This is a genomic window from Sphingomonas sp. ACRSK (assembly GCF_022346685.1).
Classification (GTDB): Bacteria; Pseudomonadota; Alphaproteobacteria; order Sphingomonadales; family Sphingomonadaceae; genus Sphingomonas; species Sphingomonas molluscorum.
The window spans coordinates 1-24,604 of record NZ_JAKRNR010000038.1 but is presented as its reverse complement, the minus strand read 5'-3'; the positions used below and the strand labels follow the sequence as shown (position 1 = coordinate 24,604).

Sequence of the window (24,604 nt, the reverse complement as noted above, 5' to 3'; positions counted from 1 at the left end):
GTAAACGAAGGGGCGGGATTGCTCCCGCCCCTTCGGCTTACAGCTTCTCGGTGAGTTCGGGCACGATCTGGAAGAGGTCGCCGACCAGGCCGACGTCGGCGACCTGGAAGATGGGGGCGTCCTCGTCCTTGTTGATGGCGATGATGGTCTTCGAATCCTTCATGCCGGCGAGGTGCTGGATGGCGCCGGAGATGCCGACCGCGACGTAGACGTCCGGGGCGACGATCTTGCCGGTCTGGCCGACCTGATAGTCGTTGGGCGCGAAGCCTGCGTCGACCGCCGCGCGGCTGGCGCCGACCGCGGCGCCGAGCTTGTCCGCGAGCGGCTCGATGAGGGCGTGGAACTGCTCTTCCGAACCCAGCGCACGGCCGCCGGAGACGATCACTGCGGCGCTGGTGAGCTCGGGACGGGCGGACTCCTGGGTCTCGGCACCGACGAAGCGCGACTTGCCCTGGTCACCGGGCGCGGTGACGGGCTCGACCGAGGCGCTGCCGCCTTGCGCCGCGGCCTTTTCAAAGCCGGTCGCGCGCACGGTGATGACCTTCTTGGCGTCGCTCGACTGCACGGTCGCGACCGCATTGCCGGCATAGATCGGGCGAACGAACGTGTCGGCGCTCTCGACCGCGACAATGTCGCTCACCTGCATGACGTCGAGCAGGGCGGCGACGCGCGGCGCGACGTTCTTGCCGATCGAGGTCGCGTTGGCGAGGAAGGCGTCTTGGTCGGCCATCAGCGGCACCACCAGCGCGGCGACATTCTCGGCCAGCATGTTGGCGTATGCCGGATCGTTCGCCAGCAGCACCTTCGACACGCCCGCGACCTTCGACACGGCGTCGGCGGCCTGCGCGGCGGCGTCGCCGCTGCCGGCGACCAGCGCGACCACGTCACCGAGCTTGGCGGCGGCGGTGAGGGTGGCGAGCGTCGCGTCCTTCACGCGGCCGTCGAGCTGTTCGACCAGTACCAGCACGCTCATGCGATCACTCCCAGGCTCTTGATCTTGTCGACCAGCGCGTCGACGTCGTCGACCTTGATGCCGGCGGCGCGCTTGGCGGGTTCCTCGACCTTGAGGATCGTGATCCGGGGGGTGAGGTCGACGCCGTAATCGGCGGGCGTCTTCTGCGCCAAGGGCTTCGATTTTGCCTTCATGATGTTGGGCAGCGAGGCGTAGCGCGGCTCGTTGAGGCGCAGGTCGGTGGTGACGATCGCGGGCAGCGGCAGTGCCACCGTCTCCAGGCCGCCGTCGACTTCGCGGGTCACGTTGGCGGTGTCGCCCTCGACCTCGACCTTGGACGCGAACGTGCCCTGGCCCCAGCCGAGCAGGGCGGCGAGCATCTGGCCGGTCTGGTTGTTGTCGTCGTCGATCGCCTGCTTGCCGAGAATCACCAGCTGCGGCTGCTCTTCTTCGACCACCTTGGCGAGGAGCTTGGCGACGCCGAGCGGCTCGGGACGCACGTCCGCGGTGATGAGGATGGCGCGGTCGGCACCCATCGCGAGCGCGGTGCGCAGCGTGTCCTGTGCCTTGGGCTCGCCAATCGAGACGACGACGACCTCGGTGGCGACGCCCTTTTCCTTTAGGCGGATCGCCTCTTCGACGGCGATCTCGTCGAACGGGTTCATGCTCATCTTGACGTTGGCGAGATCCACGCCCGACCCGTCCGCCTTCACCCGCGGCTTTACGTTGTAGTCAAGCACCCGCTTGACCGGCACCAACAGCTTCATGCTTCTCTCTCCCAAGCACGGGCATAACCCGCGATCAGATCCGTGCAGATGGCGGCCGCCGGGCGGATGGCGTCGACCGCGCCCACGCCCTGTCCGGCAGACCAGATGGTTTTCCACGCCCGCGCCTCTTCGGCGAGGTCGAGGGTCGGCGTCTCGCCCGGCTGCCAGCCATTGGCCTCCAGGCTGGGGCGCAGGAAGTTCGCACCCACGCCGGTGACGGCGGCGGTATGGACGACGTCCGCGGCACAAGAACCGACCATCATCGCCTTTTGCTCCGCACTGGCGAGGCTTTCTTCCGAGGCGATGAAGTGACTACCGAGATAGCCGAAGTCGGCACCCAGCATCCGGGCCGCGGCGATGTGGCGCCCCTCCGACATGGCACCGGCGAGCGCCAGCGGTCCGTCGAAGAAGCGGCGGATCTCTGCCACCAGCGCGAAGGGGCTGAGCGTGCCGGCATGGCCGCCGGCGCCCGCCGCCACCGCGATCAGCCCGTCCACGCCCGCCGCCACCGCCTTTTGCGCGTGCCGGCTCGAAATGACGTCGTGGAAGACGAGCCCGCCATAGCCGTGCACCGCGTCGATCACTTCGGGCACCAGGCCCAGCGACGTGATCACCAGCGGCACGCGATGGCGGACGATCGCCGCCAGATCGTCCATCAGCCGCGTATTGCTGCGATGGACGATCAGGTTGACGCCATAGGGCGCGCTGCCGGCGTCGAGGGCGGCCTCGATCTCCTGAAGCCAGTCGACGAAGCCTTCCGTGGTGCGCTGGTTGAGCGCGGGGAAGGTGCCGACCAGCCCCGCCCGGCAGCAGGCGGTGACCAGTGCCGGGCCGGAGATCAGGAACATCGGCGCGACGATCGCGGGTATCGCGAGCCGGTGTTCCCAGGCGGGGGGCATCATCGCGTCAGCCCCGGCTTCAGAAGGCGTCCTCGGCGAGCGCCATCGTCGAGCGCTTGCCGGACTTGATCGCCAGGAAGGCGGCAGTCGCCTGCGGCAGGATGCGATCGAAGAAGAAGCCGGCGGTCGCCAGCTTCGCCTTGTAGAAGCCGGCTTCGTCGGTGCCGTCGGCAAGCCGCTGCTGGGCGATGCGGGCGCTCTTCAGGAAGCAATAGCCCATGCCGACCAGCCCCAGCAGGCGCAGATAGTCGGTGGCGGCGGCTCCTGCCTCCTCCGGGTCCTTCATGCCGCGCTGGGCGATCATGCCGGTCGCGAGCTGGAGCGCGCCGAACGCCTGGCGCAGCCCCTGCGCCATCGGCTTGATCGCCTCTTCGCCTTCATGTGCGTCGAGGAAGTTCGACACCGGGTGGAAGAAGGCGCGCAGGTTGCGACCCATGCGGGCCGGCATCTTCCGGCCGACGAGGTCGAGTGCCTGGATGCCGTTGGTGCCCTCGTAGATCATCGCGATGCGGGCATCGCGGACGTACTGCTCGACGCCATGTTCGCGGATGTAGCCGTGGCCACCATAGGTCTGCACCGCGAGGTTCGCCGACTCATAGCCGAGGTCGGTGAACAGCGCCTTCACGACCGGTGTCATCAGCGCGATGAAATCGGTGGCGCGAGCGCGCACTTCCGGATCGGTCGAGGCCTTTTCCGCATCGAGCGCACGGCTGACCCAGGCGCCGAGCGCACGGCACCCTTCCGTATAGACGCGCGCCGTCATCAGCATGCGGCGGACGTCGGGGTGGACGATGATCGGGTCGGCCGGGAGGTCGGGGCGCTTGGCACCGCCGAGCGCACGACCCTGCAGGCGCTCCTTCGCATAGGCGACGGCGCTCTGATAGGCGGCCTCGCCGATGCCCAGGCCCTGGACGCCGACCGACACGCGCTCGGTGTTCATCATCGTGAACATCGCCGCCATGCCCTTGTGCGGCTCACCCACGAGCCAACCCACGGAGTCGTCGAAGTTCATCTGGCAGGTGGCCGATGCCTTCATGCCCATCTTGTGCTCGATGCCGGCGACGGTGACGCCATTGACATTGCCGAGCGAGCCGTCGGCGTTGGGCAGGAACTTGGGCACCAGGAACAGGCTGATGCCCTTCACCCCCGGAGGTGCGTCCGGCATGCGGGCGAGCACCAGGTGGATGACGTTCTCGGTCAGGTCATGGTCGCCGGCCGAGATGAAGATCTTGGAGCCGGTGACGCGGTAGCTGCCATCCTCCTGCGGCACCGCGCGGGTGCGCAAGAGGCCCAAGTCGGTGCCGCAATGCGATTCCGTCAGGCACATGGTGCCCGACCATTCGCCCGAGACCATCTTGGGCAGATAGGCCTGCTTCAGGTCGTCGGAGGCATGGCCCTCGATCGCGGTGGTCGCGCCGTGGGTGAGGCCGGGATAAAGGCTGAACGACACGTTGGTCGCGCAGATCATTTCCTCGACCAGCTTGTTGATCGATTCCGGCAGGCCCTGGCCACCCCACTGCGGGTCGGAGGCAAGCGCCGCCCAGCCGGCTTCGCGGAACTGGTCATAGGCAGCCTTGAACCCGGCGGGGGTGCGGACGATGCCGTTTTCGATGCGGCAGCCCTCGATGTCGCCGGGGGCGTTCAGCGGCAGCAGGATTTCCTGCGCCATGCGGGCGGCTTCCTCGAGCACCGCGTCGAGCAGGTCGGGCGTAAATTCGGCGTGGGCGGCGAGATCGCCGAACCCGTCGTCGCCGTGCAGCTCGTGCAGCACGAAGCGCATGTCGCGCAGCGGGGCTTCGTAGACTTGCATGTCGATCTCCTTTCCGGCCGGGCGCCAGGCGCCCGGCGGCAAAATCAGTTGCGCAGCGGCTTGCCGGTTTCGAGCATCTGCTCGACGCGGGCGACCGTGCGGCTATCGTGGACGCGGGTCATGAAGCCCTTGACCTCCAGCTTGAGGAGGTCCGCTTCCTTGACCGTGTCGACCAGGTCGGCCTCGCCGCCGGTGAGCACTTCCGCGAGGCTGTCCGACACCACCAGGTCGTAGTCGGTGGCGATGCCGCGCTTGTGGAAGCCTTCGGCCGCCATGCGCAGCGCCAGGCGGCCGCTGGCGCCGGGCAGCTTGAACTCGGGCGGGGCCGGCGGGGTGTAGCCGTCGACCAGCGACAGCGCCTTTGCCTTGGCGTCGGCGAGCAGCCGGCTGCGGTTCATGGTGATGCCGTCCTTGGCGCGCAGGAACATCAGTTCCTTCGCCTCTGCCGCCGACCTGGAGACGGTGGCAGTGCTGACCGTCTCGAACACCTTGGCCACCGCGGGCATCAGACCCTTGGGAAGCTGGCCCGACTGCTGCCAGCGATCGATCATCTCGCCATTGCCGCCCCAGCCCGGGATCAGGCCGACGCCGGTTTCGACCAGACCGATATAGGTCTCGGCATGGGCCTGGACCGCATCGGCGTGGAGCACGATCTCGCAGCCGCCGCCCAGCGCCATGCCCGCAGGCGCGGCGACGACGGGGAAGGGGGCGTATTTCAGCGCCTTGAGCGCCTGCTGCCCGGCCACGACCAGCGTCTGCACCTCGCCATAGGCGGCGATGTTCAGCGCGAAGAGCGCGAGGCCCAGGTTGGCACCGGCCGAGAAATGGCTGCCGTCATTGTAGATCACCAGCGCCTTGAAGCGATCCTTGACGATCGGGATCGCCTGCTGGATCAGCTTCATGACCTCGCCATCGAGGGCGTTCATCTTGCCGGTGAACTCGATGCAGGCGACGCCGTCACCCACGTCCCAAAGTGCTGCCGAGCCGGTCTTGGCGATCGGTTCGCCGGCGCGCTTGACGTCCTCGAGCATCAGCACGCCTTCGGGGCGGACGATGTCGTGGTACGCGCCGTCGAGGCCGAAGTACTGGCGCTTGCCGCCTTCGACCCGATAGAAGTTGCCGCTTCCGACCTGCTCCAGCAGTGCCGGGACCGGACGGTTATCGGCCTTCAGGCGCTCGACCAGCTTGGCCGCGCCGATGCGGTCGACCAGCTCGAACGGGCCGAACTTCCAGTTGTAGCCGAGCTTCATCGCGTCATCGATCGCGACGATGTCGTCGGCCGCTTCCGGCACCAGCATGGCCGCGTAGCTCAGCACATGGCTGAGCACCGTCCAGGCATAGTCACCGACCTTGCCCTTGGCGCCCAGCAGCTTGCCCAGGTCCCGGTCGGCGCCCGAGGGCAGCGACGCGGGCTTGCGGCTGTCGTGATACTCGCCGGTCTTGAGGTCGATCGACTGCTTGACCTTGCCGCCGTTCGAACGGTCGAGGCGGTAGAAGCCGCCCTTGCCCTTGCGACCGGTATAGCCTTCCGCGATCATGCGATCGACCAGCGGCAGCGGGCGCACGGTGTCGAAATAGGGGTCGCCCTGCGGCAGCGTGGCCGTCAGGCTCTTGGACAGGAGCGGCATAAGGTCGACGCCGACAAGGTCGATAAGGCCGAAGATGCCGGTCTTGGGCACGCCCATCGGCTTGCCGCCGATCTGGTCGGCTTCCTCGACGGTGAGCCCCTGGTCCATCGCCGCGTTGATCGCGACCGCCAGCCAATAGGTGCCGACGCGGTTGGCGATGAAGCCCGGCGTGTCGTGCGCGGGAACCACCGTCTTGCCGAGGCTGCGGTCGGCGAAGTCCGACACGCGCGCCACCAGTTCGGGGTCGCTGTCGGGGCCGGCGACCACCTCGATCAGCCGCATGTAGCGCGGCGGATTGAAGAAATGGGTGACCAGGAAGTCGCGGCGGAACTGGTCCGAGCGCCCGTCGACCAGCTGGCCGAGCGGGATGGTGGAGGTGTTGGAGGACACCGCGGTGCCGGGGCGCTTCACCGCCTCGATCTTCGCATAGAGGCTCTGCTTGAGGTCGAGCCGCTCGACGATCGCCTCGATCACCCAGTCGCACTCGGCGATGCGGTCGAGATGGTCGTCGATATTGCCGGTCTCGACCAGCTTGGCCGCACGCTTCGACATGAAGGGGGCGGGGTCGGTCTTGAGCAGCTTGGCCACCGCGCCCTCGGCCACCGCATTGCGGTTCGCCTCGTCGCGGACGATGTCGAGCAGCAGCACCGGCACGCCGGCGTTGGCGACCTGGGCGGCGATGCCGGCACCCATGGTGCCGGCGCCGATCACGCAGACCTTACGAATGGGCTCGCTCATTCGGCTGCCTCCAGCAGGGTGGCGATGCCCTGGCCGCCGCCGATGCACTGGGTGGCGAGCGCGTACTTGCCGCCCTCGCGCTTCAGCAGCGAGGCCGCCTTGCCGACGATGCGTGCGCCGGTGGCGCCGAGCGGGTGGCCGATCGCAATCGCGCCGCCGTCGATGTTCACCTTGGCGGTATCCAGGCCGAGGTCGTGGATGCAGGCGAGCGCCTGGCTGGCAAAGGCCTCGTTGATCTCGATGACGTCGAGCGCGTTGGCGTCGACGTTGCCGCGCTCCAGCGCCTTGCGCGAGGCACCGATGGGGCCGAGGCCCATGACCTCGGGCTCCAGGCCGGAGATGCCGACCGTCTTCAGCCGGGCGAGGATCGGCAGGCCGTGGGCGCGGGCATAGTCCTCGCTGGTGACGAGCACGGCGGCCGCGCCGTCGGTGAGCGGCGAGGAGGTGCCGGCGGTGACCGAACCTTCCTTGTCGAACGCGGGCTTCAGGCCGGCCAGGCCCTCTGCGGTCGTGTCCGGACGGACGGTGCCGTCTTCGCTGACCAGGCCGTTCTTGGTCTGGATCGGCACGATCTCGTCATTGAGGCGACCGCCGGCCTGCGCGGCGGCAGCCTTCTTCTGGCTGTCGACCGCAAAGGCTTCCTGGGTCTCGCGGGTGATCTGATACTTGGTGGCGACGCGCTCGGCGGTCTCGCCCATGCCCATGTAGGCGCCCGGCATCTTCTCCGCGAGCGCAGGGTTGGGGAGGGGGTTGTAGCCCATCATCGGCACGCGGCTCATCGATTCGACGCCCGCGCAGATGAACACCTCGCCCGCGCCGATCTGGATCTGGCCCATGGCAATGTGGATCGAGCTCATCGAGGATCCGCAGAAGCGGTTCACGGTCATGCCGCCGACCGACAGCGGCAGGTCGCCGAGCAGGCCGACGAGACGCGCGACGTTCATGCCCTGCTCCCCTTCCGGGAAGGCGCAGCCGACGATCAGATCCTCGATATCCTTGGGATCGACGCCCGTGCGGTCGATCAGGCCGCGAATCACCTGGGCGGCCAGGTCATCCGGGCGAACCCGGGCAAGCGCACCCTTGTGCGCGGGATGAAAGGGGGAACGGGCATAGCCCGCGATCACGACGCTCTTCATCTCAATCCTCTCCGAGGCTTTGGGCATCCTAACGGCACCTTTCGTTCCTAATGGTGCGAGATTTCCCTATACGTCAACCGATTTCTGTTTAAGGTAGGAACAGGCGCCGACATGTCGAGAGCCCGCGTGAAAGCGAGTCCGACGGAACGAGAGCAGGCGGCGCCGGAGAGGAGGCAAAGGCCGCATGTGCAGTTTGACGCAGCCCCATAGGATGCTGGAGCACGCCCGATGAGCGCGGCGATGCCCGTGACCGAGCGCGCCCCCGCCGGCGCGGTGCCGGCGAAGATCGAGCCCCGGCTGATTCCGACCCTGCTGGCGCGAGCGACGTCGCAATATCCGCAGCGCACCGCCATGGATTTCCTGGGCCGCACCTGGACCTATGCCGAGATCGGCGAGCAGGTGGAGCGCGCTGCCCGCGGTCTGCAGGACCTGGGCGTCCGTCCCGGCACGCGCGTCGGCCTCTGCCTGCCGAACACGCCCTATTATGTGATCGCCTATTTCGCGGTGCTGAAGATCGGCGGAGTCGTGGTGGCGATGAACCCGCTCTACGTGGAGCGGGAACTGCACCACCTGCTGGTCGACTCCGGCGCCGAGGTGGTGATCGTGCCGGACCTAGTCGCGATCCACGACAAGCTGCTCGCCGCCTGCGCGGGGACCGAGGTGCGCCATGTGGTGGCCGCCTCGCTCGCCGACGTGCTGCCCTGGGCCAAGTCGATCGGCCTGCGCCTGTTCAAGCGCCGCGAACTCGCGCGCATCGGCAGCGATCCCCGGCACGTCCGCTGGAGCCGGCTGGTCTCGAACCGCGCCGCGCCCGATCCGGTCGCGCAATCCCCGAGCGATCTGGCGGTGCTCCAATATACTGGCGGCACCACCGGCGAGCCCAAGGGCGCGATGCTCAGCCACGCAAACCTGACGGCCAACAGCCAGCAGATGGTGCTCCACGTCGGCCGCCCGCCGGACCAGCAGGAGCGCACGCTGGGCGTGCTGCCGCTGTTCCATGTGTTCGCGCTGACGACGGTGCTCAACTATTCGGTCGAGACCGCGGCCGAGATGATCCTGTTGCCGCGCTTCGAGATGGACCAGTTCCTGACCACGTTGAAGCGCACGCGCCCGACCCAGATCTTTGCGGTGCCGACCATCTACAATGCGGTGAACCAGCTGGACGAGAGCCGGGTGCCGCGGCTCGATTTCTGCCATACCTGCATCTCGGGCGGCGCGCCCTTGCCGCTGGAGGTCCGCCAGGCGTTCGAGGAGCGCACCGGCTGCCGCGTGGTGGAGGGCTATGGCCTGTCCGAGGCCTCGCCGATCATCGCGTGCAACCCGCTCAACGGCGGCGTGGTGAAGAGCAACAGCACGGGGCCGGCGTTCCCGGGCACCGTGCTGGAGATCCGCGACCTGATCGATCCCGGCAAGCTGATGCCGCAGGGCGAGCGCGGCGAGGTCTGCGTGCGCGGGCCCCAGGTGATGATGGGCTATTGGAAGCGGCCGGACGCGACCGAGGAATGCTTCATCGACGGCGCGCTGCGCACGGGCGACGTCGGCTATTTCGACGAGGACGGCTATCTCTTCCTGGTCGACCGGATAAAGGACATGCTGCTGTGCGGCGGCTACAACGTCTATCCGCGCGTCATCGAGGAGGCCCTGTATGAACATCCGGCAGTGGCCGAAGCGGTGGTGATCGGATTGCCGGACCGGTATCGCGGCCAGGCACCCAAGGCGTTCGTGACCTTGCGGCCGGGCCATGAAGCGAGCGTGGAGGAGCTCTGCGGGTTCCTGCGCGGGCGGATCAGCAAGATCGAGATGCCGCGCGAGGTCGAGATCCGCGACGCCCTTCCCAAGACGCTGATCGGCAAGCTCTCCAAGAAGGAACTGGTCGCCGAGGAACGCGCCAAGGCCGAGCAGGCGGGCGCGACCGCATGAGGCGCGCGGCATCCCTGCGCCAGGCGGAGCACCCTGCCGACCCGGAGGACGGCGAGCAGCTGTCGGGCATCCAGGAGGTGTCGGCGGAGCTTGGCGTCACGATGCGGACGCTGCGCTTCTACGAGGACCAGGGCCTCATCGAGCCGCGCCGCGTCGGCACCACGCGCATCTATACCCGGCGGGAAGTGGCGCGGATGCAGCTGATCCTGCGCGGCAAGCGGCTGGGCTTCTCGATCCGCGAGATCAAGGAGTTCCTGGACCTCTACGACGCGGACCCGCAGCACCATGAGCAGATGCGCCAGCTGGCCCTGCGCGTCCACGACCGCATCCAGCGGCTGCGCCGGCAGAAGCAGGCGCTGGAGGAGACGCTGGGTGAACTGGAGCAGATCGAGCGCGAGGCGCTGGAGCGCCTGCCGCCGGGCGTGCGGCCTGCGATCGAGTAGGGCGCGCGCTTACCGTCGCGCGACCGCCACGAGCGCCGTGGACGGGATCGGCAGGACCGGCCGTCCGCTCGCCCGTCGCCGGACCTCGGCGATCACCTCCGCCCGTTCTGCCTCGTCGAGGCTGGCCCAGTCGGGCGACATGCCGAACAGCGTGTCCGGATCGGCGAGCGCGGCGAGGTCCAGCGGAAAGTCGCGAGTGACTTCCTCGATCTGCGCGTCCCGGTAGCCGGAGGTCGCGAGTTCATGGGCAAGGCCCTTCGGGGTGCTGAGCGCCTCCATCCCCTCCGGCATGGTCGCGCCGGCTTTCTCCGGAAACAGCTTCTCGCGGATCTGGCCGAGCAGCAGGAAGGTCGCGGCGCCACGCGCCTGCCAGGTCGCGACCGCGCCGACGCCGCCGGGTCGCGTCACCCGCGCCATCTCCGCAAGGCCCCGGCGCCAGTCCGGAAACATGATGACGCCGAAGATCGAGAACACGGCGTCGAAGGCGGCATCCGGCAGGTCGAGCGCCTGACCATCCATCACGCGCGTCTCGACGTTGGGGAGGTCGGCGGCCGCGATGCGCGCGACCATCGCGGGCGAGAAGTCGGTCGCCAGTACCTGCGCGCCGGTGCGGGCCGCTGCCAGCGCGAGCGCGCCGGTCCCAGCGGCGACATCGAGCACGCGGCTTTCCCGGGCGAGGGGAACGCGGGCCAGCGCCGCCTCCGCATAGCCCTGCGTGAACGGATGGGCGGTCTTTTCATAGTGGCGGGCGGCCGCATCCCAGTGCGTCGGGTCTTCGAAGTTGCGCATCTCACCTCCTCGCGAATCATGTAACATCCCAAGTATCGTGAGTGCGTCCGCTTGCCAATCCCGGTGGGCATGCGATGGTCGACCCGATGCCCAGCGACAGCCGCCTTTCCCGCATGCTCCACGTGCTGCTGCACATGGCCCGGCACCCGGGGCCGATGACGTCGGACACCATCGCGCGGATGCTGGGAACCAATCCGGTGGTGATCCGCCGAACGATGGCCGGGCTGCGCGACGCGGGCTACGTCCGTTCCGGCAAGGGGCATGGCGGCGGTTGGGCGATCGCGGCCGACCTGGAGAAGGTGTCGCTGCTCGACGTTCATCGCGCGGTGGGAGGCCCACGGCTCTTCGCCATCGGCAACGAGCATGCGAACCCCGATTGCGCGGTGGAAAAGGTCGTCAACGCGGCGCTGGAGGACGCACTGGCCGAGGCGGAGGCGTTGCTGGTGGCGCGACTGGGCAGCGTCAGCCTGGCCGAACTGGCCCGCAGCTTCGACGTCCGCTGCGGCGCCCACTCCCTACAAGAAGGGGAAGTTGGCCCTGGGCGTCCACTACCGCATCCGACGGCCGCGCAGGCAGACGCAGGTGCTCAAGAAGATGCTGGGCGCACTGGAGCAGATTAAGCGCGAGACAGTGGCGCGCCTGCCGGAAGTGCGGCCGGAGGCGGTGGAGGGGAGCCGCTATGGCCGGGTGAACTCTATCGGACCGGCTGAAACGCGGCGTAACTCGCGGTGGCGTGGATCCGCCCTGACTTGCCGAGCAGCGATCCGGTCAGGGTGGTTTCGGAAGCGGACGGCACGACCTGGCCACCCGGCAGCAGCGCAAAGCGACTGACCACATCCATGCTCTTCACGGATGCGACCATCATCATGCGGAAACCCTTGGTGGAGGTGAACCGGACGCGCTCGACGAACGGCGTCTTGGCCCGGACGTTCACCCATGCTTCCGCCTGAGTGTCGGCGGAAGCGTCGTGGGACCCGATCTTCACGGATCCGGCCGGAAGCCGGGCAAAGCGGTAGGTGACATAGCCCGGCGTCGGCTCGCTTCGGGTCGCCGGCGCGCCGAACCATTTCGCAAGCTCGGCATAGGAGGGGTCGGGACCGCGCTTCGCCTTGCGCGACTTCTCGGCTTCCTTGGCGGTCGGCGCGCGACCGTCCACGCTGACGAGCTGCCAGCGAAGCGCGGCCGGGCGGCCAGGATCATACTGCTCCACCACCGTCGTGCGGGCCGAACCGGTGCGGTCGGTGATGCTCGTCCGCTGGAAGCGGAATGCATCCGGGCGGCTGGCGCGCATCGCCGCCACGACACGGTTCTGCAACTCGTCGGCGCGTGCCTCCGCCGCAGCGAGGGCTGCGGCAGCGGCAACGAGCAAGATGGTACGGTTCAGCACGTTCAGCCCTCCGGCGATGCATGGGCGCGTCCACGCGGCAGCATCGCCCGATTGCAGCGCGTTGGCGAGCGGATTTCGTGCGGTTGCCGCCGCTCAGCCGACACTGCGACCGCGGTTTCGGAGCTGCCTCGCGAACCTCAGTGCGGCACCGCGCCGAGTTCGACGCCGGTCTTGTCGTGGAGGGCAAAGCGGTCGACCAGGTCGGCGCTCGCGCGGTTGTAGCCGATCACCTCGACCTCGCGGCCGTCGCGGCGCAGGCGGGCGACGATCTTGTCGAGCGCGCCGACGCCGGAGATATCCCAGAAGTGCGCCGCGGAGACGTCGATCACCACGCGAGTGGCGCTGTCCTCCGCCTGGAAGGCGCGGGTGAAGCGATCGACCGAGGCGAAGAAGATCTCGCCTTGGACGCGGTAGGTCGCGGTGCCGTCGGTGCCGGCCTCGCGCTCGACCGAGAACATGCGCCGGACCTTCCCGGCAAAGAAGATGCCCGACAGCAGCACGCCCGCCAGCACGCCGCCGGCAAGGTTATGGGTGGCGACGACCACCGCGACCGTCACCAGCATCACCGCCGAGGAGGTCGGGGGATGGCGGCGCAGGTTCAGGAGCGAGTTCCAGCTGAAGGTGCCGATCGACACCATCACCATCACCGCGACCAGCGCCGGCATCGGAATGCGGCCGACGATGGGGCCGAGCACTGCAAGCAGGAACAGCAGGAAAGCACCAGCGGTGAAGGTCGACAGCCGCTTGCGGCCGCCCGAGGTGACGTTGATCACCGACTGGCCGATCATCGCGCAGCCGCCCATGCCGCCGACCAGTGCGGCGGCGATGTTGGCGCCGCCCTGGCCCATGCACTCGCGCCGCTTGTCACTGTCCGTGTCGGTCATGTCGTCGACGATCTGCGCGGTGAGCAGCGATTCGAGCAGGCCGACCGCGGCCATGGTGAGCGAATAGGGGAGGATGATGCGCAGCGTCTCCCAGGTGAGCGGCACGTTGGGAAGCGCGAAGCTCGGGAGGCCTTCCGGCAGCTTGCCCATGTCGCCGACGGTGCGGACCGGCAGGCCGAGCGCGATGCTGATCGCGGCGAGCACCAGGATGGCGACGAGCGGGGAGGGCACCGCCTTGGTCACGCGCGGGACCAGGTAGATGATGGCGAGGCCGCCTGCGACCATCGCATAGGTGTGCCAGGTGACGCCCACGAACTGCGGCAGCTGGGCCATGAAGATCAGGATCGCGAGCGCATTGACGAAGCCGGTGATGACCGAGCGCGAGACGAACTGCATGAGCAGGTCGAGCCGCAGCAGCCCCGCGACCATCTGGATCAGCCCCATCAGGATGGTGGCGGCGAACAGATATTCGACACCATGGTCGCGCACGAGCGGGGTCACGACGACGGCGACCGCGGCAGTCGCGGCCGAGATCATGCCCGGGCGGCCGCCCAGGAACGAGATCACAATCGCGATCGCGACCGAGGCATAGAGGCCGACGCGCGGATCGACGCCGGAGATGATCGAGAAGCCGATCGCCTCCGGGATGAGGGCCAGGGCGACGACGATGCCGGCGAGCACGTCGCGGCGCGCCTCTGCAGCGCTGGTGAACCATTCGGTCCGGAAGCGGGAAACGGGGTTGGTCATGTCAGAAAACCACGGGCAGGCACATGGCGCCGCACGGTGCGCGGCGTCTTCGCGGTCCATGTGATCTGTTGTCCGGCGGATCGGCGGCCGGAATAGCCACCCGGGATTGCACCGGGTCCTTGCGAGTTGCGCTGCCACCTAGTGGCGCGATCCCGCGGATGCAAGCCCGTGCCGAAGGGGCGCAAGGGCGGCGGTTGGAGGAAACGGGTGCCGGCAGCTGGTGCCGACGGAATGGCTGCGGAGCCGCCCGGATGGCCGGACGGCTCCGACAGGCTCAGCTCATGTGCGCGTTGAGCAGCTTGTTCATCTCGAACATGGAAGCCTTCTTCTTGCCGAAGAGCTTCTCGAGCGTCTCGTCCGCCAGGATCTCGCGCTTGTCCTGCGGGTTCTGCAGGTCGTTCTTCTTGATGTATTCCCACATTTTGCTGACCACCTCGCTGCGGGGCAGCGGGTCCTTGCCGGTGATCTTCGCCAGGTCTTCCGACGGCGTGACGGGCTTCGCGATACCGCCGCGAGCGGCGCCGGTCTTTGCGGTCGTGGTCGAAGTCTTGGCCATTCTGGTTCTCCTTATATCCTGCGGTCCGAACCCTTGGGTCGCCGCCTGGTTGCCTTGCTTATGCGCGGTTTGGGGAGGCTTGTCGCTTGTGAAGATGGTGCGGCACCACCGGGACATCGTGCAGGATCGGCGCGTGGCGGGCGACGTGCGCGTGCGCATCGCTCGCGAGACCCCCCGGTTCGCTCGCCGGCCTGCCGTGCTCCATGGTGCCGATGCGTCCGTCCTCCCCCTGCGCCACGCGGCCCGCCATGGCCGCGGTTCCCTTTTGCGCGACGAGGAATTAACGCTGCCTTCTTCGAGACGTCAACGCGGTGTGCGCCGGGCGCGACGTTTTGTGGCTCCGGCGGGGTGCTTTGCGCCGGCCGAGGGCATGACCGGCCAAGGGAAGTAGAATGCAAGCCGACAATCCTGCGACCGTCGACGGCGATTTGGTCGCACCGCAGCCCAAGCTGCCCGTGCCGGACGAGGTGGCCGACGCGATCCGCACGCTGATCCGCTGGGCCGGCGACGATCCCGAGCGCGAGGGGCTGCTCGATACGCCCAAGCGGGTGGCGCGCGCCTGGAAGGAATATTGCCAGGGCTACGGCGAGGACCCGGCCCATCACCTGTCGCGCACCTTTGAGGAGGTGGGCGGCTATGACGAGATCGTGCTGCTGCGCGACATCCCGTTCCAGTCGCATTGCGAGCACCACATGGCGCCGATCATCGGCAAGGCGCACATCGCCTATCTGCCCAAGGACCATGTCGTGGGCATTTCGAAGCTCGCGCGCGTGCTGCACGGCTTCGCCCGCCGGCTGCAGGTGCAGGAGCGGCTGACCGCGCAGGTCGCCGACTGCATCTGGGACCGGCTGGCGCCGCGCGGTGTCGCGGTGGTGATCGAGGCGAGCCATGCCTGCATGACGGCGCGCGGCGTGCGCACGCCCGGCGTGACGATGACGACCAGCCGGATGATGGGCGTGTTCCGCGACGACGACCGCAGCCGCAAGGAAGTGCTGGCGCTGATGGGGCTGGGGTAGAGGATTCAGATCCAAACCCTACTCCCGCGTAGGCGGGAGTCCAGGGTTGCGGAGCGGGGCGCCTGTGGCCCTGGGCTCCTGCCTGCGCAGGAGCACGAGTGGGCCGAAGCTGAGCCAGTATCGTACCCCGGCGAAGGCCGGGGTCCAGCTGCGGCGGTCTGGCTGGTCTGGCGCTCCCTCGGGAAGCCTTCCCAACTGGGCCCCGGCCTCCGCCGGGGTACAGCTTGCGGGTGAGGTTAGGCCGCCACGCGGTTCGCTGCGCTGAGCGCCGCCCGCACCGTCGCCGTCGCCACGTCGGCGTCGATACCGGCGCCGAACACGCGGGTGCCGTCGGGCAGCGTGCATTCCAGATAGGCGGCAGCCTGTGCGTCGGAGCCGTTGCCGATCGCGTGCTCGCTATAGTCGACGACGTCGAGGTCGATGCCGCAGTCGTCGCGCAGTGCCGAGAGCAGGCTGGAGAGCAGGCCGTTGCCCTTGCCCGAGATCGACCGCGTCTCCCCGTCGAGCCGCAGCTGGCCCACAAAGGTCCGCGCCTGGCCGGCGGCGCCATGGCTTTCCGAATAGTCGACCAACTCGAATCGGTCGCCCGCGTTCGGCAGATAGGCGGTCTCGAACGCGCCCCAGATGTCGGCGGCGTTCAGTTCGCGGCTGGTCTCGTCGGCCACCCGCTGGACGTGGCGGCTGAAGTCGGCCTGCATCCGCTTGGGGAGTTTCAGCCCCTTGTCCTGCTCGAGCACCCAGGCCACGCCGCCCTTGCCCGACTGGGAATTGACGCGGATCACCGCCTCGTAATCGCGGCCCAGGTCGGCCGGGTCGATCGGCAGATAGGGCACGTCCCACAGGCCGTCGTTGCGCTGCGCCTGGGCCGCGAAGCCCTTCTTGATCGCGTCCTGGTGGCTGCCGGAAAAGGCGGTGAACACCAGTTCGCCGGCATAGGGGTGGCGCGGGTGGACGGGCAGCTGGTTGCAATATTCGACGGTGTTGATGACCTCGTCGATGTTGGAGAAATCGAGACCAGGATCAACGCCTTGCGTGTACATGTTCAAGGCCAGTGTCACGAGATCGCAATTGCCGGTGCGCTCGCCGTTGCCGAACAGGCATCCCTCGACGCGGTCCGCACCGGCCATCAGGCCGAGCTCGGCGGCGGCGACGCCGGTGCCGCGGTCGTTATGCGGGTGGAGGCTGATGATGACGCTGTCGCGGTTCGGCACGTTGCGGCAGAACCATTCGATCTGGTCGGCATAGACGTTGGGGCTGGCCGCCTCGACCGTCGCCGGCAGGTTCAGGATCAGCGGCTTTTCCGGGGTGGGGCGCAGCACGTCCATGACGGCCGCGCAGACCTCGACCGAGAAGTCGAGTTCGGCGGTGGAAAAGGTTTCCGGCGAATATTCGAAGCGCCAGTCGGTGTCGGGGCGCTTGCCCGCCTCGTCGCGCAGGATCTTGGCGCCGGTGATCGCGATCTCGCGCACTTCGTCGCGGCTCATGCCGAACACGATGCGGCGCCAGGCGGGGGAGACGGCGTTGTAGAGGTGGACGATCGCGGTGGGCGCGCCCTCCAGTGCCTCAAAGCTCTTTTCGATCAGGTCGCGGCGCGACTGGGTCAGCACCTGGACGGTGACGTCGTCGGGCACGCGGCCGTTGCGGACCAGGCCGGAGATGAAGTCGAATTCGGTGGCGCCGGCGGAGGGGAAGCCGACCTCGATCTCCTTGATGCCGACCTTCACGAGCAGGTCGAAGAAGCGGGTCTTCTTTTCCGCATCCATCGGATCGATCAGCGCCTGGTTGCCGTCGCGCATGTCGGTCGACAGCCAGCGGGGCGCGCGGGTGATCGTCTGCGACGGCCACTGCCGGTCGGGCAGGTCCACCTGGGGGAAGGGGCGGTATTTGGTCGAAGGATCGCGCAGCATCGCAGCCTCTTTGCAGGTCGCCCGCGCGCAAGCAGCCGCGGGGCGTCGTTCAGCGGTTCGGTCGGAAGAAAGCAGCCCTTAGGGGCCACGCACGCACGCGCGACACGCCCCTAAGGGCGGATAAGTCGAAGAAGGCGCAGTGCTGCGATCACGGCTGCCGTCATGGCCCGTGGGGGAGGGCTTGTCCAGCCGCTTTGACGCGAGCGCGAAACGATCCGGGAGAGGGTGGAAGGGGACGCGATGCTGCGCCCCCTCCAGGGATGCTCAGGCCTTTTCGAAGGCGACGGTGATGTCGAGCTCGACCTCGTCCGACACGGCCGGGATGCCGTAGGTCATGTTGAAGTCGGAGCGCTTGAGGACGGCGTCCGCCTCGAAGCCGATGGTCTCCTTCTTCGACATCGGGTTCGCGCCGGCGCCGGTGAAGCGGGCGTTGAGCACCACCGGCTTGGTGACGCCGTTCAGCGTCAAATTGCCGGTGATCGCCGCGCGCGTGCCGTTCACCTTCACTGCCGTCGAGGTGAAGCGCGCGGTCGGCGTCACGTCCGCGTTGAAGAAGTCCTTGCTCATCATGTGCTTGGTAAGCCCGGCGCTGGCGGTGGTGAGCTTGTTCACCGGGATGGTGATGTCGAGCTTGGCGGCCGCCGGCTGCTTGGGGTCGAGCACCAGCGTGCCGTCCGCGTCGCCGAAGATGCCGAAATAGTCGTTGAAGCCCAGGTGGTTCACGCGCCAGCCGATCAGCGTGTGACCGGGATCGGTCTTGTAGGTGCCGCCGGTGACCCGGCTCACGTCGGTGGTGCCGGGGATCGCCATCTGCTGGGCGAGCAGCGGGGTGGCGACGACAAGGGCGGCGCCGGCGAGGATCAGGGGCATGCGCATCGGAAGGTCTCCACCAACGAAAAAGGACGGCGGATTTGTCTGCCGCCGCCCCCTCGCTGTCAAACCGGCCAATGCGAAACGGGTCGTTTCGCGGGCGTTCGGTTTCTCGCTCCCGCTGCCCGCCGATCTCCCCTGTTCCGTTTGCCTCGAGTAGCCGTCGAGCTTGTCGAGACGGCGTATCGAGAGGGCGGCGCTTGCGGCTCTCTCGATACGGGCTCTCGACAAGCTCGATCCCTACTCGAGACAAACGGGATTAGAGGGGGGGGGAGGCGCAGCCCCCTCAGTTCTTGTCCTTGTCCACCAGCTTGTTGGCGCCGATCCACGGCATCATCGCGCGCAGTTCGCTGCCGACCTGCTCGATCTGGTGGCGCTTGGCGGCGCTGCGGCTGGCCTTGAGCTCCGGCTGGCCGGCGCGGTTGTCGAGCACGAAGTCCTTCACGAAGCGGCCCGACTGGATGTCGGCGAGCACGCGCTTCATTTCCTTCTTCGTCTCTTCGGTGATGATGCGCGGGCCGGTCTTAATGTCGCCGTACTCGGCGGTGTTCGAGATCGAGTAGCGCATGTTGGCAATGCCGCCCTCGTACATCAGGTCGACGATCAGCTTGAGCTCATGCAGGCACTCGAAATAGGCCATTTCGGGGGCGTAGCCCGCCTCGACCAGCGTCTCGAAGCCGGCCTGGACCAGCGCGGTGGTGCCGCCGCACAGGACCGCCTGCTCGCCGAACAGGTCGGTCTCGCACTCCTCGCGGAAGTTGGTCTCGATGATGCCCGAGCGGCCGCCGCCGACGCCCGAGGCATAGGCGAGCGCAATGTCGTGCGCGTTGCCCGAGGCGTCCTGATGGACGGCGATCAGGCAGGGAACGCCGCCGCCGCGGACGTATTCGGAGCGCACGGTGTGGCCCGGGCCCTTGGGCGCGATCATGATGACGTCGACGTCGGCCGGCGGCTCGATCAGACCGAAGTGGACGTTGAGCCCGTGGGCGAAGGCGAGCGCGGCGCCGGGGCGCAGATTGCCCTTGATGTCGGCGTCGTAGATCGCGGCTTGGTGCTCGTCGGGCGCGAGGATCATCAGGATATCGGCCCAGGCGGCGGCTTCCTGGTTGGGGAGCACCTTGAAGCCCGCGTCCTCCGCCTTCTTGGCACTGGGCGAGCCGGGGCGGAGCGCGATGGCGATGTTCTGCACGCCGCTGTCGCGCAGGTTCTGCGCATGGGCATGGCCCTGCGAGCCATAGCCCAGGATCGCGATCTTCTTGTTCGACAACAGGTTCAGATCGGCATCGCGATCATAGTAAACGCGCATGTTCTTCCCTTTCGGTTCGGTCTTGTGCGCCCTTGCGGGGCGGTTTGGTTCTGCGTTCCTGCGGTCGCAGGAGCGGGGATGGGATCAGGCGGCTTCGCGGCCGCGGGCGATGGCGACGATGCCGGTGCGGGCGACCTCGACCAGGCCGACTTCGCGCATCAGCTCGATGAAGGTGTCGACCTTGCCGGTGCCGCCGGTCACCTCGAACACGAAGCTGGAGATGGTCGCATCGAGCACCCGCGCGCGATAGACTTCGGCGAGGCGAAGCGCCTCGATGCGGTGCTCGCCCGAGCCGACCACTTTCACCAGCGCGAGCTCGCGCTCGACGTGCGGCCCGAGCGCGGTCAGGTCGACGACCTTGTGCACCGGCACCAGCCGCTCGAGCTGGGCGATGATCTGCTCCATCACCGGCGCGGAGGCCGAGGTGACGATGGTGATGCGGCTGATGAGGTCGTCTTCCGAGATGTCGGTGACGGTCAGGCTCTCGATGTTGTAGCCGCGCGCCGTGAACAGCCCGGCGATGCGCGCCAGGATGCCGGGTTCGTTGTCGACGATGATGGCGAGCGTGTGCCGCTCGCGCACTTCTTCCTTGATGTGCATGGTTCAGCCGATCCGGTTGAAATCTGTGGGAAAGAGGGGGAGGCGGCGCCGGCGTCAGACCAGCGCCTTGGCCTCGTCGTCCATCTCGCCCGATACCTCGCTCGCCCACAGGATCATCTCCGTGTGCGCTGCGCCCGAGGGGATCATCGGGAAGCAGTTGGCCAGCTTCGACACCCGGCAGTCGACCACCACCGGCCCGTCATGGGCGAGCATCGCGTCGATCCCGGCATCGAGGTCGTCCGGGTGTTCGATGCGGATGCCCTTCCAGCCATAGGCCTCGGCCAGCTTTACAAAGTCCGGCAGGCTCTCGCTGTAACTCTCGGAATAACGCCCCGAATAGGTCAGCTCCTGCCACTGGCGGACCATCCCCATATATTCGTTGTTGAGGATGAAGATCTTGACCGGCAGGCGGTATTGGGTCGCGGTCGCCAGCTCCTGGATGTTCATCTGGATCGAGGCTTCGCCGGCGATGTCGATCACCAGCGCGTCCGGATCGCCCAGCTGCGCGCCGATCGCCGCGGGCAGGCCGTAGCCCATGGTGCCGAGACCGCCCGAGGTCAGCCACTTGTTCGGCGCCTCGAACCCGAAATGCTGCGCGGCCCACATCTGGTGCTGGCCGACCTCGGTCGAGATGATCGGCGCGCGATGCTTGGTCGCTTCGTACAGCGCGCGGATCGCCCGCTGCGGCATGATCTCGTCCGCGCGATCCTCGAAGTCGAGGCAGTGCTTGGCGCGCCAGCCGGCGATGCGGGCGAACCATTCGCTCAGGTCCGGCGTGGGATAGGCACGCGCCTTCCAGAGCTCGATCATGGCCGCGAGCGCGCGGCCGCAATCGGCGACGATCGGCAGGTCGACGCGCACGTTCTTGTTCACCGAGGAGCGATCGATGTCGACGTGAATCTTGCGGCTGTGGGGGCTGAACGCGTCGAGCCGGCCCGTGACGCGATCGTCGAAGCGCGCGCCCAGGCAGACGATCAGGTCGGCCTGGTTCATCGCCAGGTTCGCCTCATAAGTGCCGTGCATGCCGAGCATGCCGAGCCACTTGTCCGACGACGCGGGGAGCGCGCCCAGGCCCATCAGCGTGGAGGTGACCGGCGCACCGGTGATCGCCACCAGCTCCCGCAGCAGCCGCGATGCCTCGGGACCCGAGTTGATGATGCCGCCGCCGGTGTAGAAGATCGGGCGCTCGGCCGCGGCCAGCATCTCGACCGCCGCCTCGATCGCGGCCGCGTCGGGCTCGACCTGCGGGCGATAGGTCTTGTGCTGGATCGGACCCGGCGCGCTGTAGCGCGCGGTCGCGACCTGCACGTCCTTGGGAATGTCGATCACGACCGGGCCGGGGCGGCCGGAAGTGGCGATGTGGAACGCCTCGTGCACCACCGAGCCCAGGCGCTCCGGGTTCTTCACGAGATAATTGTGCTTGGTGCAGTGGCTGGTGATGCCGACCGTGTCCGCTTCCTGGAACGCGTCGGTGCCGATCAGCGCGGTCGGGACCTGGCCGGTGATGACCACCATCGGGATGGAATCGAGCAGGGCGTCGGTGATGCCGGTGACGGCATTGGTCGCGCCGGGGCCCGAGGTGACGAGCACGACGCCGGGCTTGCCGGTCGAGCGGGCATAGCCCTCCGCCGCATGGGTCGCCGCCTGTTCGTGGCGGACCAGGATGTGGCGGATCTTCGACTGTTTGAAGAGCGCGTCATAGATCGGAAGCACCGCGCCGCCAGGATAGCCGAACACGAGCTCCACGCCGAGATCGACCAGCGCCTCGACCAGGATTTCGGCTCCGCTTTTCTCGACCACGTCACGTCCTCCTTACTTCGCAGCTGCAGCAGCAGCCTCTCGGACGCAGGCCGCCTACCGACAGGAAAGCAAGGATGCAAGGCTAGTTGGACAACTTTTGTTCAAAAAAAGCTTCCAAGTCGCATGATTCAATCGCGTCGGCGCGACGCCAGTCGGCGGGCGGCTGGTTGCGAAACCAGGTGTATTGGCGCTTGGCATATTGGCGCGTGGCGAGGCGGCTCTCGGCAAGTGCCTGTTCCCGCGTGATTTCGCCGTGGAGATAGGCGGCGATCTGCGGCACCCCGATCGCACGGCGCACCGGGGCGTCGGGGCTGAGGTCCTCGCGGGCGAGCAACGCCGCGACTTCCCCGATCGCGCCGCCTGCGAACATCGCTTCGAGCCGGCGGTCGCAGCGCTCCACCAGCCACGGCCGGTCGGGAAGCAGGATGAGCGGCACCAAATCGATGCGGTCGGCGATGCCGCCTTCGCGCGCGGCCTGCCACTCGGCGAGCGGCCGGCCGGTCGAGCGCACCACCTCCAGCGCGCGGGCCACCCGCGTCGTATCGCTCGCGCGCAGCCGCTCGGCCGCCTGCGGGTCGAGGCGCGCGAGCGCGGCGTGCGCCTCTGCCACGGGGAGCGCGCGAACCTCTGTGCGGATGGCCGGGTCGATCTCCGGGACCGGGGCGATGCCGTCCAGCAGCGTGCGGAGATAAAGGCCGGTGCCGCCGACCAGCACCGGCAGCCGTCCCTCCGCCAGCGTCGCGTCGATCGCCGTGCGCGCCTCTGCGGCCCAGCGGGCGGCGGAATAGTCCTCCCCGCCATCGACATGGCCGAACAGGCGGTGGGGAACCCGCGCCTCTTCTTCGGCGCTCGGGCGGGCGCTCAGCACGCGCAGGTCGCGGTAGACCTGGGCGGAGTCGGCATTGATGACGGTGCCGCGGTGGCGTTCGGCGACGGCGATCGCGAGCGCGGACTTGCCGCTGGCGGTCGGCCCTGCAATGAGCGCGACCTTCGGCAAAGGGGTATGCACCATGTTCATCGCGACGCTGATAGCAGCCGAACGCATCGGCGCAGGCGATATTTCGGCAGCCGCGGACCGGCTCGCGGCGGCGGGCTGTGCGCCCGGTGCCTTTCGCTGGATCGAGGAAGGACGCGCGGGGGACGTGCCGTTCGCGCACGGGCCGGATCTTGCGCGTGGCGTGCTGGAAGGCGCGTTTGCGGGCACCGACGTGGTGGTGCAGCCGGCGGCGGGGCGGGCCAAGCGGCTGCTGATCGCCGACATGGATTCGACCATGATCACGGTCGAGTGCATCGATGAGTTGGCGGACTACGCCGGCATCAAGCCGCAGATCGCCGAGGTGACCGAGCGGGCGATGCGGGGCGAGCTCGACTTCGCCGCTGCGCTGGACGCCCGGGTGGGGCTGTTGAAGGGGCTGGGCGAGGACGCGATCGAGCGCTGCCTCGCCGAGCGCGTTCGGATCACGCCGGGTGCCGAGGCGCTGGTGAAGACCATGCGTGCCAATGGGGCCGAGACGATCCTGATTTCGGGTGGCTTCACCCGCTTTGCCGAGCCGGTGGCGCAGCGGATCGGCTTCGCGCGCGCGATCGCCAACCGGCTGATGATCGCCAACGGCGTGCTCGACGGGACGGTGGCGAAGCCGATCGTGGACTCCGCGACCAAGGAAGCGACGCTGGTCGAGGCGGTCGCGACGCTTGGGCTCGATCCGGCGGCTACGCTGGCGGTGGGCGACGGGGCGAACGACCTGGCGATGATCCGGCGCGCCGGGCTGGGGGTCGCGTTCCATGCGAAACCGATCGTGGCCGCGGCGGCGGGCGCGCGGATCGACCATGGGGATCTGTCGGCGCTGCTCTATGCGCAGGGCTATGCGCGGGATCGCTGGGTGCTGGAGTAGGCCAGCCGTACCCCGGCGGAGGCCGGTCCGGTTGCGGTGGTGGCGGCGCGCAACCGTCGGAGCTTTCCCAACTGGGCCCCGGCCTTCGCCGGGGTACAGTATGGGGGGCGAGGCGATCTGTCGCTGCAGCTAAGCGCGCGTCGTGTTCGTGGCCCTGGGCTCCTGCCTTCGCAGGAGCACGGGTGCGGGGAGGGTGCGCCTGCAAGTGAAGAGGCGTACTCCCGCGCAGGCGGGAGTCCAGGGTTGCAGGAGGCTGCGGCCGCGGCTCGCCTTGCGCTAGCGTCAGCGGAGCCCAGCCCTCGTCAGCGCTTCACCGGGAGGCAGGACTTGACCGCGGAGCAGGCGCGCGTGGCCTCTGCGCTGGAGGCGTAGGGGCCGACCAGCAGCTTGGTGACAGCGCCGGCCTGGACATATTCGGGGGTGCGGCCCGGGAACTTGGCGCGCACCTGCGACCACAAGGCCTGGGCGCCGCCGCTCTCCCGGAAGGCGCCGAGCTGGACGCGCCAACCACCGCCGGCCACGGGAGCGGCGGCGCCCAGGCCTTGTGGTCGCAGGTG

22 protein-coding genes and 1 other annotated feature are annotated in these 24,604 nt (G+C 68.2%); of the genes, 5 read left to right on the top strand and 17 right to left on the bottom strand.

Annotated features, from left to right (window positions below; genetic code table 11):
• Positions 1 to 37: 37 nt before the first annotated feature.
• The 6 genes from MHZ35_RS15720 to MHZ35_RS15695 are packed head-to-tail and all read right to left on the bottom strand — an operon-like array spanning position 38 to position 7,930.
• Positions 38 to 973, bottom strand: a complete 936-nt coding sequence (locus MHZ35_RS15720) for an electron transfer flavoprotein subunit alpha/FixB family protein (RefSeq protein WP_239436502.1) — start codon at positions 971 to 973, stop codon at positions 38 to 40.
• On the bottom strand, positions 970 to 1,719 hold the full coding sequence (locus MHZ35_RS15715; RefSeq protein WP_239436501.1) for an electron transfer flavoprotein subunit beta/FixA family protein: 750 nt from the start codon (positions 1,717 to 1,719) through the stop codon (positions 970 to 972). The genes MHZ35_RS15720 and MHZ35_RS15715 overlap by 4 nt, the downstream gene beginning before the upstream one ends.
• Positions 1,716 to 2,621 carry an NAD(P)H-dependent flavin oxidoreductase gene (locus tag MHZ35_RS15710; protein ID WP_239436500.1) on the bottom strand — a complete coding sequence of 302 codons (906 nt, stop codon included), beginning with the start codon at positions 2,619 to 2,621 and terminating at the stop codon, positions 1,716 to 1,718. The genes MHZ35_RS15715 and MHZ35_RS15710 overlap by 4 nt, the downstream gene beginning before the upstream one ends.
• Before the next feature lie 16 nt (positions 2,622 to 2,637).
• The gene (locus MHZ35_RS15705) at positions 2,638 to 4,428 is read right to left on the bottom strand and encodes an acyl-CoA dehydrogenase C-terminal domain-containing protein (protein WP_239436499.1); all 1,791 of its coding nucleotides are present in this window, start codon (positions 4,426 to 4,428) and stop codon (positions 2,638 to 2,640) included.
• Between the two features lie 44 nt (positions 4,429 to 4,472).
• The gene (locus tag MHZ35_RS15700) at positions 4,473 to 6,794 is read right to left on the bottom strand and encodes a 3-hydroxyacyl-CoA dehydrogenase/enoyl-CoA hydratase family protein (protein WP_239436498.1); all 2,322 of its coding nucleotides are present in this window, start codon (positions 6,792 to 6,794) and stop codon (positions 4,473 to 4,475) included.
• Entirely contained in the window at positions 6,791 to 7,930 is a 1,140-nt protein-coding gene (locus MHZ35_RS15695; RefSeq protein ID WP_239436504.1) for a thiolase family protein, read from the bottom strand. The genes MHZ35_RS15700 and MHZ35_RS15695 overlap by 4 nt, the downstream gene beginning before the upstream one ends.
• 228 nt (positions 7,931 to 8,158) lie before the next feature.
• Here MHZ35_RS15695 and MHZ35_RS15690 point away from each other — a divergent pair, with 228 nt between their 5' ends.
• Both MHZ35_RS15690 and MHZ35_RS15685 read left to right on the top strand, forming a co-directional pair.
• Positions 8,159 to 9,850, top strand: a complete 1,692-nt coding sequence (locus tag MHZ35_RS15690) for a long-chain-fatty-acid--CoA ligase (RefSeq protein WP_239436497.1) — start codon at positions 8,159 to 8,161, stop codon at positions 9,848 to 9,850.
• Positions 9,847 to 10,293: a MerR family transcriptional regulator gene (locus MHZ35_RS15685; RefSeq protein ID WP_239436496.1), complete on the top strand. Its 447-nt coding sequence runs from the start codon at positions 9,847 to 9,849 to the stop codon at positions 10,291 to 10,293. Before MHZ35_RS15690 ends, MHZ35_RS15685 begins: the two co-directional genes overlap by 4 nt.
• Before the next feature lie 9 nt (positions 10,294 to 10,302).
• Here the strand turns inward: MHZ35_RS15685 and MHZ35_RS15680 are convergent, their stop codons facing one another.
• Positions 10,303 to 11,082, bottom strand: a complete 780-nt coding sequence (locus tag MHZ35_RS15680; protein WP_239436495.1) for a class I SAM-dependent methyltransferase — start codon at positions 11,080 to 11,082, stop codon at positions 10,303 to 10,305.
• 86 nt (positions 11,083 to 11,168) lie between these two features.
• Between MHZ35_RS15680 and MHZ35_RS15675 the strand changes: the two genes are divergently transcribed.
• Positions 11,169 to 11,702, top strand: coding sequence for an Rrf2 family transcriptional regulator (locus tag MHZ35_RS15675; RefSeq protein WP_239436494.1), 534 nt, complete (start codon positions 11,169 to 11,171; stop codon positions 11,700 to 11,702).
• A gap of 74 nt (positions 11,703 to 11,776) precedes the next feature.
• On the opposite strand, the gene MHZ35_RS15670 is transcribed toward MHZ35_RS15675, so the two are convergent.
• From MHZ35_RS15670 to MHZ35_RS15660, 3 genes are all read right to left on the bottom strand, one after another.
• Positions 11,777 to 12,469 carry a hypothetical protein gene (locus MHZ35_RS15670; RefSeq protein ID WP_239436493.1) on the bottom strand — a complete coding sequence of 231 codons (693 nt, stop codon included), beginning with the start codon at positions 12,467 to 12,469 and terminating at the stop codon, positions 11,777 to 11,779.
• 137 nt (positions 12,470 to 12,606) lie between these two features.
• Positions 12,607 to 14,100 carry a SulP family inorganic anion transporter gene (locus MHZ35_RS15665; RefSeq protein WP_239436492.1) on the bottom strand — a complete coding sequence of 498 codons (1,494 nt, stop codon included), beginning with the start codon at positions 14,098 to 14,100 and terminating at the stop codon, positions 12,607 to 12,609.
• A gap of 66 nt (positions 14,101 to 14,166) precedes the next feature.
• Positions 14,167 to 14,222, bottom strand: a sequence feature (sul1 is cis-regulatory element that is thought to sense ions involved in sulfur or methionine metabolism; They are found in Alphaproteobacteria).
• 152 nt (positions 14,223 to 14,374) lie between these two features.
• Positions 14,375 to 14,656, bottom strand: a complete 282-nt coding sequence (locus tag MHZ35_RS15660; protein ID WP_125962299.1) for an SWIB/MDM2 domain-containing protein — start codon at positions 14,654 to 14,656, stop codon at positions 14,375 to 14,377.
• A 392-nt stretch (positions 14,657 to 15,048) separates the two neighbouring features.
• Here MHZ35_RS15660 and folE point away from each other — a divergent pair, with 392 nt between their 5' ends.
• Positions 15,049 to 15,672: a GTP cyclohydrolase I FolE gene (gene folE, locus MHZ35_RS15655; RefSeq protein WP_132884136.1), complete on the top strand. Its 624-nt coding sequence runs from the start codon at positions 15,049 to 15,051 to the stop codon at positions 15,670 to 15,672.
• A 236-nt stretch (positions 15,673 to 15,908) separates the two neighbouring features.
• Here folE and leuA read toward each other — a convergent pair whose 3' ends face one another.
• The 6 genes from leuA to miaA form a co-directional block, all read right to left on the bottom strand.
• On the bottom strand, positions 15,909 to 17,579 hold the full coding sequence (gene leuA, locus MHZ35_RS15650; RefSeq protein WP_239436491.1) for a 2-isopropylmalate synthase: 1,671 nt from the start codon (positions 17,577 to 17,579) through the stop codon (positions 15,909 to 15,911).
• A gap of 264 nt (positions 17,580 to 17,843) precedes the next feature.
• Complete coding sequence (locus MHZ35_RS15645) at positions 17,844 to 18,455, bottom strand: YceI family protein (RefSeq protein ID WP_342453536.1); 612 nt, start codon at positions 18,453 to 18,455, stop codon at positions 17,844 to 17,846.
• 280 nt (positions 18,456 to 18,735) lie between these two features.
• Positions 18,736 to 19,755: a ketol-acid reductoisomerase gene (gene ilvC / locus MHZ35_RS15640; RefSeq protein WP_239436490.1), complete on the bottom strand. Its 1,020-nt coding sequence runs from the start codon at positions 19,753 to 19,755 to the stop codon at positions 18,736 to 18,738.
• An 84-nt stretch (positions 19,756 to 19,839) separates the two neighbouring features.
• Positions 19,840 to 20,355 carry an acetolactate synthase small subunit gene (ilvN, locus tag MHZ35_RS15635; RefSeq protein WP_125962287.1) on the bottom strand — a complete coding sequence of 172 codons (516 nt, stop codon included), beginning with the start codon at positions 20,353 to 20,355 and terminating at the stop codon, positions 19,840 to 19,842.
• A 54-nt stretch (positions 20,356 to 20,409) separates the two neighbouring features.
• A complete protein-coding gene (locus tag MHZ35_RS15630; RefSeq protein WP_239436489.1) occupies positions 20,410 to 22,155 on the bottom strand; it encodes an acetolactate synthase 3 large subunit in 1,746 nt (581 codons plus the stop codon).
• 82 nt (positions 22,156 to 22,237) lie between these two features.
• Positions 22,238 to 23,167 (bottom strand): tRNA (adenosine(37)-N6)-dimethylallyltransferase MiaA, encoded by a 930-nt coding sequence (gene miaA, locus MHZ35_RS15625; protein ID WP_446741061.1) that lies wholly within the window; start codon positions 23,165 to 23,167, stop codon positions 22,238 to 22,240.
• On the opposite strand from miaA, the gene serB reads away from it, so the two are divergent.
• Complete coding sequence (serB, locus tag MHZ35_RS15620) at positions 23,166 to 24,047, top strand: phosphoserine phosphatase SerB (RefSeq protein WP_239436487.1); 882 nt, start codon at positions 23,166 to 23,168, stop codon at positions 24,045 to 24,047. The genes miaA and serB overlap by 2 nt on opposite strands.
• Positions 24,048 to 24,349: 302 nt before the next feature.
• On the opposite strand, the gene MHZ35_RS15615 is transcribed toward serB, so the two are convergent.
• Positions 24,350 to 24,604 (bottom strand): SPOR domain-containing protein (locus tag MHZ35_RS15615; protein ID WP_239436486.1); only part of this gene is annotated, 255 nt, incomplete at its 5' end.

What these genes read in the sequence shown, in the direction of transcription:
- MHZ35_RS15695 (WP_239436504.1), bottom strand. Translation starts at nt 7,930, where the DNA reads ATGAAGAGCGTCGTGATCGCGGGCTATGCCCGTTCCCCCTTTCATCCC.
- MHZ35_RS15680 (WP_239436495.1), bottom strand. Translation starts at nt 11,082, where the DNA reads ATGCGCAACTTCGAAGACCCGACGCACTGGGATGCGGCCGCCCGCCAC.
- serB (WP_239436487.1), top strand. Translation starts at nt 23,166, where the DNA reads ATGTTCATCGCGACGCTGATAGCAGCCGAACGCATCGGCGCAGGCGAT.
- folE (WP_132884136.1), top strand. Translation starts at nt 15,049, where the DNA reads ATGCAAGCCGACAATCCTGCGACCGTCGACGGCGATTTGGTCGCACCG.
- MHZ35_RS15715 (WP_239436501.1), bottom strand. Translation starts at nt 1,719, where the DNA reads ATGAAGCTGTTGGTGCCGGTCAAGCGGGTGCTTGACTACAACGTAAAG.
- MHZ35_RS15720 (WP_239436502.1), bottom strand. Translation starts at nt 973, where the DNA reads ATGAGCGTGCTGGTACTGGTCGAACAGCTCGACGGCCGCGTGAAGGAC.
- miaA (WP_446741061.1), bottom strand. Translation starts at nt 23,167, where the DNA reads ATGGTGCATACCCCTTTGCCGAAGGTCGCGCTCATTGCAGGGCCGACC.
- MHZ35_RS15700 (WP_239436498.1), bottom strand. Translation starts at nt 6,794, where the DNA reads ATGAGCGAGCCCATTCGTAAGGTCTGCGTGATCGGCGCCGGCACCATG.
- MHZ35_RS15660 (WP_125962299.1), bottom strand. Translation starts at nt 14,656, where the DNA reads ATGGCCAAGACTTCGACCACGACCGCAAAGACCGGCGCCGCTCGCGGC.
- MHZ35_RS15665 (WP_239436492.1), bottom strand. Translation starts at nt 14,100, where the DNA reads ATGACCAACCCCGTTTCCCGCTTCCGGACCGAATGGTTCACCAGCGCT.
- MHZ35_RS15675 (WP_239436494.1), top strand. Translation starts at nt 11,169, where the DNA reads ATGCCCAGCGACAGCCGCCTTTCCCGCATGCTCCACGTGCTGCTGCAC.
- ilvN (WP_125962287.1), bottom strand. Translation starts at nt 20,355, where the DNA reads ATGCACATCAAGGAAGAAGTGCGCGAGCGGCACACGCTCGCCATCATC.
- leuA (WP_239436491.1), bottom strand. Translation starts at nt 17,579, where the DNA reads ATGCTGCGCGATCCTTCGACCAAATACCGCCCCTTCCCCCAGGTGGAC.
- MHZ35_RS15710 (WP_239436500.1), bottom strand. Translation starts at nt 2,621, where the DNA reads ATGATGCCCCCCGCCTGGGAACACCGGCTCGCGATACCCGCGATCGTC.
- MHZ35_RS15705 (WP_239436499.1), bottom strand. Translation starts at nt 4,428, where the DNA reads ATGCAAGTCTACGAAGCCCCGCTGCGCGACATGCGCTTCGTGCTGCAC.
- MHZ35_RS15690 (WP_239436497.1), top strand. Translation starts at nt 8,159, where the DNA reads ATGAGCGCGGCGATGCCCGTGACCGAGCGCGCCCCCGCCGGCGCGGTG.
- MHZ35_RS15685 (WP_239436496.1), top strand. Translation starts at nt 9,847, where the DNA reads ATGAGGCGCGCGGCATCCCTGCGCCAGGCGGAGCACCCTGCCGACCCG.
- MHZ35_RS15645 (WP_342453536.1), bottom strand. Translation starts at nt 18,455, where the DNA reads ATGCGCATGCCCCTGATCCTCGCCGGCGCCGCCCTTGTCGTCGCCACC.
- ilvC (WP_239436490.1), bottom strand. Translation starts at nt 19,755, where the DNA reads ATGCGCGTTTACTATGATCGCGATGCCGATCTGAACCTGTTGTCGAAC.